Origin of the sequence: Paraburkholderia panacisoli (genome assembly GCF_008369935.1) — a bacterium.
GTDB classification, from domain to species: Bacteria; Pseudomonadota; Gammaproteobacteria; order Burkholderiales; family Burkholderiaceae; genus Paraburkholderia; species Paraburkholderia panacisoli.
This window is the reverse complement of record NZ_VTUZ01000095.1, coordinates 1-12,616: the sequence shown is the minus strand read 5'-3', so window position 1 is coordinate 12,616 and position 12,616 is coordinate 1. Positions and strand designations below refer to the sequence as shown.

Sequence of the window (12,616 nt, the reverse complement as noted above, 5' to 3'; positions counted from 1 at the left end):
TTGACCCCGCTCTACGGCGCTTCGGCGCGGAGGCGCCAGAAGGACCCGGCCGATGATTCGAGACCAAGTCACTTTATGAAAGGCCTTGACAACTTCCTGCTCATAGAAGGAATCCCCGTCCTTTCCGCGCTTCGCGCGGCAGCCGCAGGCTGAGGGCGGGGAGGACGTCAAGGAACTGTGTTGGCGCCGATGTAAAGATAACTCGATCGCAATGACCCAGCCATCACCGCGTCAACGAATTGTTCTAATTCGCTCAATTGACTATTCAGCCGTGCCGATTTAACGACGCCCACTCATTGGCCACGATGAGCGCGCTAACCTGTCAATTGAAATCTGGAGGTCTTCGATGTCCAAAGCTCGCGGCTACGCCGTTTATTCAAGTAAATCCCGCTTTGAACTTTTCACCTTTGACCGTCGCGAACTACGCGACAACGACGTACGCATCGAGGTCCTGTACTGCGGCGTATGCCATTCAGATCTGCACACTGCACGCGACCATTGGGACGGTCTTATCTATCCCGACGGCACCCTCCCCTCTATCCCAACGTACCTGGACACGAAATCATCGGCAAGGTAGCCGAGGTCGGTAGTTCCGTGTCCCGCTTCAAATTGGGAGATCTTGTCGGTGTCGGCTGCATGGTGGACAGTTGTCAACATTGCAAAGCGTGCGGTTCCGGGCTCGAGCAGTACTGCGAAAACGTAACAACATGGACGTATAACAGCCCCGACCGGGTCACTGTTGACATCACACGGGGCGGCTACTCCGATTCGATCGTCGTGCGTGAAGAGTTCGTACTGAACATCCGGCACGAGGCAAAGGACCTTGCCGCAGTCGCTCCGCTTCTGTGCGCAGGTGTGACGATGTGGTCGCCGCTGAAACACTGGGGCGTCGGCCCCGGGAGCAAGGTCGGTATCGTCGGTATCGGCGGGCTCGGGCACATGGGGATCAAGCTCGCATACGCACTCGGCGCACGCGTCGTCGCGTTCACGACATCCGAAAGCAAGCGCGAGGCGGCCCTTTCGCTTGGTGTGGACGAGGTCGTTAATTCACGCGACGCCGGGCAGATGGCCGCTCATGCCGGCACGCTCGATCTGATCATAAACACGGTTGCTGTCCCGCACGATCTCGACGCGTATACGTCTCTGCTCGGGTTAAACGGCACCATGGCACTTGTGGGCATTCCCGAAGATCCGCATCCATCTCCATCCGTTGCAACCCTGCTGGGCGGACGACGAAGCATTGCCGGCTCGTTGATAGGCGGAATCGCTGAAACGCAGCGGATGCTGAACTTCTGCGCAACTCACGGCATCCTCGCCGACATCGAGACGATCCGAATGCAGGATATAGAGAGCGCCTTCGATCGTATGCTGAAGAGCGACGTCAAGTATCGTTTTGTAATCGACATGGCCTCTCTCAAGGAAGCTGCTAAAATGTGAGATGGCCTCGATCATTTAATGAGACGAAATGATCGCGAACATAACGCTTACCGTGCGTGGCACCACAAGGACTAGGTACTCCTGCGTCGTTGCTGTCATCCGCGTGGGCAAATTTGAGCGCTATAGAAGTAACGGCACCTGTTCACCGATGAGAAGTTGCTCTACCGACGATTTACTGTTCCGTACCTGGATCGCGGGCACTTCGTTTCCGTGCAGTGTCTCTGGCAGATCCGGATATTTCAGTCCTCCGGGAGGTCAGGAAATAGTTCGGCCAATGTGCTGGATTTCGGGAACAGGTTTTCGGCTAGGAAATCGACGAAGACGCGGATCTTCGGAGCGACGAGACGATTAGAGGGCCATACCGCGCGGAATGTACCCGCGTGTTTTGTAAATTTATCCAGGACGACAATCAGCTTCCCATCCGCGATTTGTTGGCGAATGGCGACGTCTGGGATACAGGCTAGGCCATTTCCACATTCGGCCAAGGTAATTAATGGCTCGATTGTGTTGGCCGTCGCGGTGATAGGTAGCGTGAGCTTCGGTGCGTCTGCAGCTGTCTGTAGCGGCCAGCGGCTAAGACGCCCCGATGTCGGATAGCGATGATGCAGGCACGCATGAGTTGTTAGATCCTGCGGCACGAGCGGGGTGCCGGCCCGCTCGAGATAGGATGGCGAGCCAACCACGCGGAGCCGAAAAAATCCTAGCCGTCGCGCGATGAGTTGGGAATCGGTGCCTTCTCCCGTACGGACGACTACGTCGTAGCCGTCATCGACGACGTTTACCAAGTGGTCAGTGAAGTCCAGATCGAGCTCGATGTCAGGATATGCCGACATAAATTTGCTAATGGTCGGCATCATCAGCGTTCCCACCATCGGTAAGCTTACCTTGAGCTTGCCCATGGGGGCCTTCTTGGAATTGGCTAGCTCGGCATGGACCGACTCCATTTCCGCGAAGATTCGGTGGCAGCTTTCGAGAAACAGCGCCCCTTCCTGTGTCAGGGATAGTCCGCGGGTGTTACGGTGAAAAAGTCTGACGCCAAGCCGCTCCTCCAAACGTGAGACAGCCTTCGTGACCGCCGAGGGAGACAGGCTTAGCTGGCGCCCAGCGCTGGTAAAGCTTCTGGTTTCCGCCGCCTGCACGAAAACATTTAGCGCGCTTAGACTGTCCACTCCACATGCTCCTAGTGGCAGGACATTAATGTCCTGCATACGTAGATTAAAGCGAGGATGCTGGCGATCGACGCTCATAATGGAGCGTCGTCATATGTCGGCCAGTCGTTGTTGCGACTGGCCGTCGCTAAAAAAAAACGTAGGAGTATTCTCGAAATACCCGCGTGTTAGCGCTCTATTGCGGTAGATTCTCCGAAATGGATTCGAGCAGCGAACCGCGGCGCTCGGTTGCGAAATAAAGCAGGGCAACCAGCGGTAGAAGCATGCCGAGGATCGATACACCGGTCCAGCCGGAACGCGCGAAAACCCAGCCACTGAGTGCAGAACTGACTGCCCCACCAGCAAAGAAGGTTGCCATGAACAGACCGTTGAGTCGGCTACGTTGCTCCGAGCCGAGCGAATAGATAGCACGCTGGCTGAGGAGGAGATTGGCGGATACCGCAGAGTCGAGCAACACGGCGGACACTATCACTATCGTTAGTGAGAGATTCGAGCTCACAAATGCGAGATCGGAAACGAGAAACGATGCAGAGGCAAGTAGCATGGCGCCCGCAGTGCCTGCTTGGGTAAAACCTTTGTCGGCAATGCGGCCTGCAATAGGCGGCGCAATTGCGCCGGCAACGCCGGCAAGCGCGACCCATGCGATGCCTTTCTGGGACAGGCCAAACTTGGGACTGCTCAGCCAGAGCGGTACGGCCGTCCAGAATATGCTGAATGATCCGAAGATCGCTGCATGGTAAAGGCCACGCCGCCGCAGCAGTTCTGTGCCTGCAAAAATTCCTCCCAGTGAACGCAGCAGGCTACCGTAAGTGGGCGGCTGTGCTGGGCTACGCGGTGGCAGGACGAAGTGTAGACCGATCATCAGCGCGCCCATCAGCACAGATGAGAACCTGAACACCTCGCGCCATGACCAGACGCTGGCAATCATACTTGCCACAGGACGAGCCAGCATGACCCCCAGCATCAGACCGCTGATCGCTCTTCCCACTGCACGGCTGTGATCTTCTTTGGGGACGAGGTACGTAACGTAAGGGACGAACAACTGCACCACCGACGCCAGAAGGCCAGTCAGGAAGGCAATGCCAAGGTAGATGGTCGGTATGGTAGTCAAACTTAACGCGAGCGTACACAGCATCTCTGCGCCGACCAATGTTAGCGCAAGACGCCGGTTTTCGAACAGATCCCCGAGCGGCACAATCGTCAGCAGCCCGATGCCATATCCGGCCAACGGCAAGGTGACGAAAAGGCCGGTACTTTCATGAGGCATGCCGAAGGCCGCACTGATCAATCCAGTGAGGGGCTGCGCATAGTACACGTTTGCCGCGACCATGCCGCAGGCAGCGGCCAGCACAATCTGGACTACTGCTAGCGTTCGGACATGCCCGTGTTTGGAGGCCGGTTCCATTGTTAGTTCCTCTATTGCGGCCAAAAGCCAGAGTTGGACCTATGCTTACAGGACCTCAAACACGTTATAAACCGGACCGTACTTGAAGCGATGGCCAGTGCCAATGGCGACCATCCGATTCAGAAACTCATACTTGCCCGCTGGCGCTTCGAAGATGGGAGTGATGCGGAAGTAGTAGCTGGCCGGGTCAATATCTTCGTCTTTTCCCAATCGTTGCATTACGTCGGCGGGTCCGTGGCGGACGCCGCGATAGGTCATCGTAATGTGGATTCCGTCGTCGGTCTGAAGGATAAGTCGTACGTCGAGCGCAGTGCTACCGTCGCTGCGCACCGTCAACCAGTCACTACCACCGTCCAGCACCTTGCCTGAGAGCCGTTCGCCCGCAAATGTGCCCGATGACACGATGCCTACGCGACGGGAGAGGCCAGGAGTGTCGCTTACGGTGATGATCGGCTTGACATCGAGGCGTATGACGAAGAGGGGGCGCGTTTGTATGCTCTTGAGCTGCGTGGGGAGTTCATCAAAAACAGGAGTGGACATCATTATCACCTTTGCTGTGGATGGCGTGGGATTCGACCCGGTGGCTGTAAGTATGGGGCTTTGTCTGGACTGGAACTTGTCCTGACGGAGGTAAGGAAGATTAACGTCGTTCGCGTAGCCGTGCTTGTGGGCGTCTGCGACTTGGGGCGACTGTGTGCAGGCAATCACTACTTGCGACTATTTCAGGGGCGAGAAATCCGTCGGACGCGTGATCCGCGATTCCATGCTGACCAGGATGTCGAGCGCTTTCACCTTACGGCCGAATTCCTGCCAGCGGCTGTCGGCGGCCATCCGGTCGCGGCGTTCGAGGCGATCGTCGAGGCCCTTGTAAGCCCAGATATGTACAATCTGGCTGATATCGCCAATCTCGGTCGTGAAGAAACCAATAAGTTCGCCGAGGAATTCCTGCTGAATCGGCAGGCCTTCGCTCTTGTACAACGCGAGCCAGTCGGCGCCGCGCAACGGCTTGAATGTGTAGGTACGGATTTCGTAAAGCATCGTAATTCTCCTTGGTAGCCGATCCAATTTAACTTTGATGTCAGCGCGCATTGTCTGGTTGCCGGTCAGCCAGTGCCGGTCGCACTTGACACAATCCGAACGATGGCTTGGCGCTGGCGTTCACCACGATGAACCATGCTGTTGTCGGCGCGCATGGCGGACCGGTGGTGGTGCACATGAAGCGTCGCTTCGGCGATTTGCAGGTCGCCTACACGTACCACGCTGCGAGTGGTACGTGTCCAGAGGCTCATTGCGTATGCCGTCCTCATTGGAACACATGCGTGCAGACACTCCGATACCAGGCGACGGGATGGCGAGTAAAGTCCAACAGGTGACGGCTGAACAGTTGTTGCAGTCGGAGCCCTGCGACCGGGTCGGCGCCAAAGTAAAGAAAATCTGATTGGGTCCGTCGCACGCTTTCTGCATAGCGCTGCGGCGGAACAATCACTACGGCGCGGTTTCCTCACTGTTTTCCGTCGAGTTGCTGTAGTCCTGCGCCAGATCTGCCCAGGCGGGAGTCACGTGCCTTTTCGCGATTGGGCGCAGGTTTAGCGCGACCAATCGCGATAACGGACATACTGGCGGACCACCCTATGGCGGTTCGCCGGCCGAGCAACATGTCAGCTTGCGTTGCCGGCAGCATTGCCATCGGGTGACCGTTCCTTTTTTAGACCTGTGCTGCTTGGTCGGTCTTTACCTCGATTGTGTCAACTCGGTCTGCGTAAAAGGCGACGTGGTCCTTAATCTGTGCGACGGCTTCATACGGATTTTCATAGGTCCAAACTGCGTTCACCGAAGGTTCGCCGCCAGACGGGATCGAGTAGTAGGCACATTCCCCCTTGTAAGGGCAATAGGTGGCGTGCTCAGTGCGTTCGAGCAGCGTCAGGTCCACATCCTTGCGCGGGACATAGTGGACTGCCGGGTATGCGGCCTCGAGCAGCGTTAACGCGTCTCGTGTATCGGCGATTATCTTTCCCCCGAGCGTGACCACAACGCGAGACGGGTTGCGCTCAATGGTGATTGGATGATCTGGGCCGGGAACCTTGATGGTTCTGGTGGCTGTGTTCACATTGCTTGCCATGAAATCTCTCCTTGAATGGATACACCGGACGCCTCCAGTGCAGCGGACCGGTGTTGGGAGCCGGCGCTGCTTAGGCGGCAAATTCCGGGAAGTCTGTATAGGCGCGCTCGTCTCCGCCCCAGAAAGCGTCCCGTACATACTGTGTCAACGGGTGCCCGTGCAGGAAACGCCCGGGCAGATCCGGGTTCGACGAAAACCATCGTCCAAATGCGACCAGATCGGCGTCACCAGCTTGCAGGATGACCTCGGCGCCCTCACGGTCGAAGCCACCTGCGGCAATAATTGGACCTTTGAAGATCTTGCGCAGGAAGGATGACGCGACTGGGGCCTCGCCTTCGTTAATCGTTTCGGTGCCCATCACGCGCGGCTCAATCACATGCAGATAGGCGAGCCCGTAAGCGTTAAGGCGCTCGGCGAGATAGCCGAATGTAGCTTCCGGGTTGCTATCCGAAATGGCGCCCCAGCGACCACTCGGCGAGATTCGCACTCCAACGCGATCGGCGCCCCAGACCGACGCAAATGCGTCGACTATCTCAAGCGAGAAGCGCGCGCGTTTTTCGATGGTTCCCCCGTAGGCATCTGTGCGCTTGTTGGTACCATCCTGCAGAAAGGTATCTGCGAGATACCCGTTGGCGTTGTGCAATTCAACGCCGTCAAAACCGGCTTCTTTCGCGCGGACCGCCGCCTTGTGGAACGAGTCGACTATGGCTGGGATCTCGTGTAATTCCAGCGCCCGGTGGGGCGAGTTCGGTACCCAGCCGTTCTGTGTTAGTACCGTTGTTTCATAGGGCACAACCGAAGGCGCGATCGGCGCGTTGCCCCAACTCAGGTCGACGTGCGATTGGCGGCCGTCGTGTGCTATCTGCATGAAGATCTGAGCACCCTTCGAATGGACCGATTCAGTGATCTTTTTCCAGGCTTCGACGTGCTGATCTGTGTATATGCCAGGGGCGCCGATGTAGCCTCGACTGTCATAGGACGGGTGCGCACTCTCGGTAATCAGCAGTCCGCCTTTGGAGGCACGCTGACGGTAGTACTCGACCATCATTGCGCTAGGACTATCATCGGGATCCGCGCGCAGGCGCGTCATCGGCGCGAGTACTACACGATGTGAAAGCTTAAGTGGATCGACGTTGAAGGAGGATAGCAGTTTAAGCTGTTGATTGTTCATTTTGAGTCTGTGATCTTTAATTTTCTATTTCTCTATCGAGAGGAGCATGTGCAGCCTCTGGAGGAAATTGCGTTCGGGTTGACTCAAAGCTTCGAGCCGCCGTCGACATGCAAGATGTCGCCGGTCACCAGGCTGGCGTGATCGGAGGCGAGGAAGGCAACTGCTTCGGCGATATCGTCCGGCTGTCCGACACGCTTGAGTGCTTGCATGTCGAGTGCGGTGTTGCACTCCCCCTTGGTTTTAGCGGAGCTAGACGTTTCTGTCAGAACAACTCCCGGTGCGACCGCATTTACACGGATTCCGCGCTCGCCGAGTATCACGGCCAGAAGCTTGACAAGCGTGTCGACTGCACCTTTGGTCGCAGCATAGGCTGGCACCGCGCCGATCGCCGAATGCGCGGCCAACGACGACAGCAGCACGACGCTACTGCCCTGGCCCAACACTGGTAGCAACTGCTGCACAAGGAAGTACGGCGCACGTACGTTTACCGCGAACAGATCGTCGAAATCCACGACGGTAGTATCTTCGATGCTGACCCCCCGAGTGATGCTGGCACTGGCCACCAGGATATCCAGACGCTCGCCAACGATCTCACGCACAAGGGTCGCGAGCTTGTGCGGACCGTCGGCTGCGCGCAGGTCAGCTGCTACCTTCTGCGCGTTGCCGCCCGCCTCACGGATTTCGGCGACCACCGTATCTGCTTCCTTGACGCTGTTGTAATAGTGAACGAGTACTTTGACGCCATCCCTAGCTAGCGCAAGAGCGCTGGCGCGCCCAATGCCACGCGACGCACCCGTGACGAGGGCTGTCTTGCCGGGAGGGTGGGCCATAATGGGTCTCCGGTGAGGTTGGATGCTTGTTGTTCGCGTCGGACTCGGATGTTCGCAGTTCCGCCATGGACCGAAGCCGCGGCATGTGGGTTGTTACGTGCGCCGCCGCCTCGCAAGCTAATCTAGTGGCGTCTGAGTTAAAGGTAAAAGACTTTGTGGGCTGGTGATCATGCTTTCTAGGCATGGCTTCATACAATGGAGTCAACTATTCGCATTCAGCACTCCAATCGCTCATCACGGAGCAAGATCTACTGAGTCTGAAAGCGTCTAGCCGCGTGCATATTGTTTTTCCTGATTGTACGGACAGGGTTTGTAACAGTAAGCGCTGAGTCCGCGCAAACCCGACCATCGCATACAAAAACGAGCTCTACGCCCGGTATCTTCGTGGAGATATCGGATGCGACTTCTATCAACTGGCGAGACGGCGGCAGAACTGGGCGTAGCGGTGGGCACACTACGACGCTGGCATCGACAGGGCCTGTTGATGCCCCTCGGCCGCACTGTAGGCGGCCATTGCTGCTGACTGACATTGTCAGTGGGCGCGTGGCGCAGTATTCATGCAGCGTACAGAGGTGTGGTGCGCGCGAGCAGTGGCTCGCCCGGGGCGGCAAGCCGCGCAGGAGTGCGACAGGTACCGCGGGGCGACAGTGGCAACGCCGTCCCCCTCGGCAAGGATTGCCGTAACCCCTGCGACAACAATCTGAATGTGCAGGTTTGTGCACCATTAAGTTAGCGGCGTACTTGAAAGACTCACGGTGGAGCGCGTCGGGAGATACTCAGTTCGTCGCTCGGTCTATAGCTTTAATCCTCCGTCAACCTTTAACGTGCCACCGGTGATCCAGCGTGCCGCGTCCGAAGCGAGAAAGACCACTGCGGCGCCGACATCCTCCGGTGTTGCAACGCGTGTGAGCGCCTGAAGGCCGCGTGTGGCCGCGCGGCCTGCTTCCGAATTTATGAGTTTCGAAATGTCGGTCTCTACCATCCCGGGCGCGACCGCATTCACACGCACGCCGCGAACGCCGAGAGTGGCGGCGAAGTGCTTCACGAGCGTGCCGATGGCACCCCTGGTTGCCGTGTTGGCAGACAGGGCACCGGTCGACGTGTGCGAGACAAGGGCAGAAACAAATATGACGTTGCTGTTCTTGCACATCGCCGGCATAAGTTGCTGGACGAGAAAGTAGGGCCCCCGCACGTTGGCAGCAAACAGGTTGTCGAAATCCTCAACGGTAGTGTCTTCGATGTTCGCTTCCTTCCCGACACCTGTGTTAGACACCAGAACGTCCAGACGGGCCCCGATAATGTCGAGCGCTCGTCTTGCCAGCCGATGCGGGCCGTCTGGTTCGCGCAGATCTACCGCAAGCTTCTCAGCGCGACCACCCGCTGAGCGAATTTCGAAGACAACAGCGTCGGCTTCAAGTTCGCTACTGGTGTATTGAACCAGTACCTGTGCGCCGGCCCTAGCGAGCGAGAGAGCAATGGCGCGGCCGACGGTGCAGTCGGCGCCCGTGACGAGTGCGGTCTTCCCCCTGAGAGATTTCATAGTCGAGTTCCTGGCGATTCAGCGCAAACCCTACGAAATAATGCGCAACGGCGCTGCGCACTTGCTCCCGCGGTCTTCATTGCAGCACAGGCGGGGCAGTCTCTCCGTCAATAACGTCGATATGGGCAGCTAAAAACGACGCTGATGCACTGGCGCGCCGACTGCATCAGCGTTGTCTCCGATGCGGCCGACTGCTTGATCTACGTTTCCATGCACCTCGTCATCGCAGGTCAAACCGACGCAGACAAACACGGCGTCCATGCCAAACTCACAGAGTTCTGCTTTTAGAGCCTTGCCCTCCGCTCGCGCCGGCCAAAGATGACAAGCGCTGGACTTTTGTCGGCGACCCCGCGTGTATTGGCGCGGAAACCGCGGGCCAGGGCGTCTTTGGTCGCTATATCGGGCTTGTTCATTTTCAGATCCCCTGCGATGTCGGCAGTTAGCATGGGGCGACGCCTGTGCCATGTCTAAATTGAAGATGCCTGCGTCACACTTTCGCCTGATGGGTAATCTAACGGGTAGCTACAGAAAGTTAAAATACTTTGTAGGTTGGCGGACATGCTTCCAAAGCATGGAATATCCCTGGTGTCCTTGGAACAGGCCGGTTGCAGATACCTCATGGTCGCGGCGAGGGCAGCCTAAAGGTCAGAGGGGTTTGCAGCAGTAAGCGTTGAGTCCGCACAAACCTGACCATCGCGTTTAAAAACGAGTTCTACATGCAGGCGAAGCTCGCCCGGATTGAGCGTCGGCTCGCTGCGAACGTACCAGGTATCTGCTTTGGAACACGCAGGCTGTTCGGTCAGCAGCATCACCTCGCGCTGGCAGGTTTCAAAGACCGCGATGCGTGGTTAAAGGCCTGGCAGGACAGCCGCTCACACGAGGTCTTCTTCGTCGGCTCGAAGGACGAGACGGCGGGAAACCAGCTTTGCCAGCTGCGGCAAACGGCAGACGGTCATTACCAGCTCAAGATCCGCGTGCCCAATTGTCGGCGTAGCAAGGGCGACCGGAAATATCTCGTCATCAACGGTGTGACGTTCAACCACGACCGTGCAGCCCTGGATGAGGCGCTGGATGCGAATACTGCCCTGAGCTGGCGTCTGCACTGGGACGGACGGCACTGGCGGGCATTCGTCTCGTTGAACCACGCGCCGGCGCGCCGCGTCGCACTGGGCGCGCAATACGGCGCCGTCGGCATCGACTTCAACGTCGATCATCTGGCGGTCACGGAGACCGACCCGTATGGCAACCTGATATCGACCCGGCGCTTTGCGCTGCTTCGCGAAGATGCCACGTCGGGCCAGCGTGAGGCCGTGCTCTCCGACGCGCTGAAGAAGGCCGTGGCATGGGCGAAGGACGAACTGAAACCCATCGTCGCCGAGAATCTCGACTTCACGGCAAAGAAGAAAGCGATGGCGCAGCTCAGTCCAAAGGGAGCACGCATGCTCTCGGGACTGCTCTACGCAAAATACCGGCAACTGCTCGAGGCGAAATGCTTCCGGGCAGGTGTCGAGCGCTGATCCTGATTGACCCGGCCTATACGTCGACCATCGGTGCGGTGAAATACGCAGCGCGACGGGGCTGGAGTGTGCATGCTGCCGCAGCGGGTGTGATCGCCCGTCGCGGGCAGAAGTTGACTGAACGTCTGCCACGCGCTGACACTGTGATCCGCGTTCCGGTGCAGGGAGGTCACCACGCCCTCGAGCTACCTGCAAGGCTAGCGGGAGATTCGCGTGTGAGCGCCTGGCGCAGCGTTCGTGCAGCGTATAGAGGTGTGGTGCGCGGGCAGTGGCTCGCCACCCGGGGCGGAAAGCCGCGCCGGAGTGCGACAGGTACCACGGGCGACGGTGGCAACGCCGTCCCCCTCAGCAGGGACTACCGTTACCCCTGCGTCAACAATCTGCACGTACAGATTTGTGCACCATCAAGCTAACGGAGTGTCGCCTGCATGAGCGGTCGTTTACCTCTCAGATCGGCGATCTCGACAAAGTAATCTGTGCGGAACCGGTCAACTCAGGTAGAGGTGGCCGCGCAAATTCGGACAGTCGGATAAGTGGAACGCTCGGGGCCTGAGCCGGCGATAATGCCGACAAAGGAACCTTGAAGATGACGAAGAGAACCCGACGGACGCACTCAGCCGCGTTCAAAGCGAAAGTGGCGATGGCGGCGGTCAAGGGTGAGCGGACGCTAGCCGAACTGGCGCAGCAGTTCGATGTGCACCCGAACCAGATCACCGAATGGAAGCGGCAGTTGCAGGAACGTGCCGCCGACGTGTTTGGCGCAGGCGGCACGGCGTCGAGCGAGCCGCAAGTCGATTTGAAGGAGCTACATGCGAAGATCGGCCAGCTCACGCTGGAGAACGATTTTTTAAGCGGCGCGCTCAACAAAGCGGGATTGCTGAGCGCAAAGCGATGATCGATCGTACGCACGCATTGCCGGTCTCGCAGCAGGCGCGACTCGTTGGTATCGCAAGATCGAGCGTGTATTACCGGGCGCAACCGGTGAGCGAGGCAGACCAGTTGCTGATGCGCCGGATCGATGAACTGCACATGGAGTTTCCGTTTGCGGGAGCGCGGATGCTGGCGCGCCTGCTGCGTCGCGAGGGACACGAGATTGGCCGCAGGCGCGTGCGCACGCTGATGAAGCGCACGGGTATCGAGGCGCTGTACTGCAAGCCGAACACGAGCCGACGCAATGCGCAGCACAAGATCTGGCCGTATCTGCTGCGGGGCATGACGATCAATCGGGCAAACCAGGTCTGGGCACTGGATACGAGTTATATCCCGATGGCGCGCGGCTTTGTGTATCTGACCGCCGTGGTGGATTGGGCCAGCCGGAAGGTACTGGCCCACCGCGTAGCGATCACGATGGAGGCGATGCACGCTGTCGAGGCGTTGGAAGAAGCGTTCGCGAAGTACGGGCAACCTGAGATCGTCAATACCGACCAG

The 12,616-nt window shown here is 58.3% G+C and carries 10 protein-coding genes and 3 pseudogenes; 4 read left to right on the top strand and 9 right to left on the bottom strand.

Going from position 1 to position 12,616, the window contains the following annotated elements:
* Window positions 1-346: 346 nt before the first annotated feature.
* Window positions 347-1,437, top strand: a pseudogene (locus FVF58_RS49970) (NAD(P)-dependent alcohol dehydrogenase).
* 239 nt (window positions 1,438-1,676) lie between these two features.
* Here the strand turns inward: FVF58_RS49970 and FVF58_RS49965 are convergent.
* The 7 genes from FVF58_RS49965 to FVF58_RS49935 all read right to left on the bottom strand — a co-directional run bounded on the left by FVF58_RS49965 (window position 1,677) and on the right by FVF58_RS49935 (window position 8,131).
* Entirely contained in the window at window positions 1,677-2,684 is a 1,008-nt protein-coding gene (locus FVF58_RS49965; RefSeq protein ID WP_342802459.1) for a LysR family transcriptional regulator, read from the bottom strand.
* A 97-nt stretch (window positions 2,685-2,781) separates the two neighbouring features.
* Window positions 2,782-4,011 carry an MFS transporter gene (locus FVF58_RS49960; RefSeq protein WP_149676834.1) on the bottom strand — a complete coding sequence of 410 codons (1,230 nt, stop codon included), beginning with the start codon at window positions 4,009-4,011 and terminating at the stop codon, window positions 2,782-2,784.
* Between the two features lie 45 nt (window positions 4,012-4,056).
* Window positions 4,057-4,551: a DUF3237 domain-containing protein gene (locus FVF58_RS49955; protein WP_149676833.1), complete on the bottom strand. Its 495-nt coding sequence runs from the start codon at window positions 4,549-4,551 to the stop codon at window positions 4,057-4,059.
* Window positions 4,552-4,728: 177 nt separating this feature from the next.
* The gene (locus FVF58_RS49950; protein WP_188131228.1) at window positions 4,729-5,049 is read right to left on the bottom strand and encodes an NIPSNAP family protein; all 321 of its coding nucleotides are present in this window, start codon (window positions 5,047-5,049) and stop codon (window positions 4,729-4,731) included.
* 667 nt (window positions 5,050-5,716) lie between these two features.
* Complete coding sequence (locus FVF58_RS49945; RefSeq protein WP_149676832.1) at window positions 5,717-6,130, bottom strand: DUF427 domain-containing protein; 414 nt, start codon at window positions 6,128-6,130, stop codon at window positions 5,717-5,719.
* 70 nt (window positions 6,131-6,200) lie between these two features.
* Window positions 6,201-7,301 (bottom strand): alkene reductase, encoded by a 1,101-nt coding sequence (locus FVF58_RS49940; RefSeq protein ID WP_149676831.1) that lies wholly within the window; start codon window positions 7,299-7,301, stop codon window positions 6,201-6,203.
* 83 nt (window positions 7,302-7,384) lie between these two features.
* Window positions 7,385-8,131, bottom strand: coding sequence for an SDR family NAD(P)-dependent oxidoreductase (locus FVF58_RS49935; RefSeq protein WP_149676830.1), 747 nt, complete (start codon window positions 8,129-8,131; stop codon window positions 7,385-7,387).
* Between the two features lie 397 nt (window positions 8,132-8,528).
* Here FVF58_RS49935 and FVF58_RS49930 point away from each other — a divergent pair.
* A pseudogene (locus tag FVF58_RS49930) lies at window positions 8,529-8,645 on the top strand (MerR family DNA-binding transcriptional regulator); the annotation flags it as partial.
* A gap of 279 nt (window positions 8,646-8,924) precedes the next feature.
* Here the strand turns inward: FVF58_RS49930 and FVF58_RS49925 are convergent.
* Both FVF58_RS49925 and FVF58_RS52210 read right to left on the bottom strand, forming a co-directional pair.
* Window positions 8,925-9,671 (bottom strand): SDR family NAD(P)-dependent oxidoreductase, encoded by a 747-nt coding sequence (locus tag FVF58_RS49925; RefSeq protein ID WP_149676829.1) that lies wholly within the window; start codon window positions 9,669-9,671, stop codon window positions 8,925-8,927.
* A 284-nt stretch (window positions 9,672-9,955) separates the two neighbouring features.
* Complete coding sequence (locus tag FVF58_RS52210) at window positions 9,956-10,117, bottom strand: hypothetical protein (protein ID WP_188131227.1); 162 nt, start codon at window positions 10,115-10,117, stop codon at window positions 9,956-9,958.
* 270 nt (window positions 10,118-10,387) lie between these two features.
* Between FVF58_RS52210 and FVF58_RS49920 the strand changes: the two genes are divergently transcribed.
* The gene (locus FVF58_RS49920) at window positions 10,388-11,188 is read left to right on the top strand and encodes a hypothetical protein (protein ID WP_246217592.1); all 801 of its coding nucleotides are present in this window, start codon (window positions 10,388-10,390) and stop codon (window positions 11,186-11,188) included.
* 586 nt (window positions 11,189-11,774) lie between these two features.
* Window positions 11,775-12,616, top strand: a pseudogene (locus tag FVF58_RS54015) (IS3 family transposase); the annotation flags it as partial.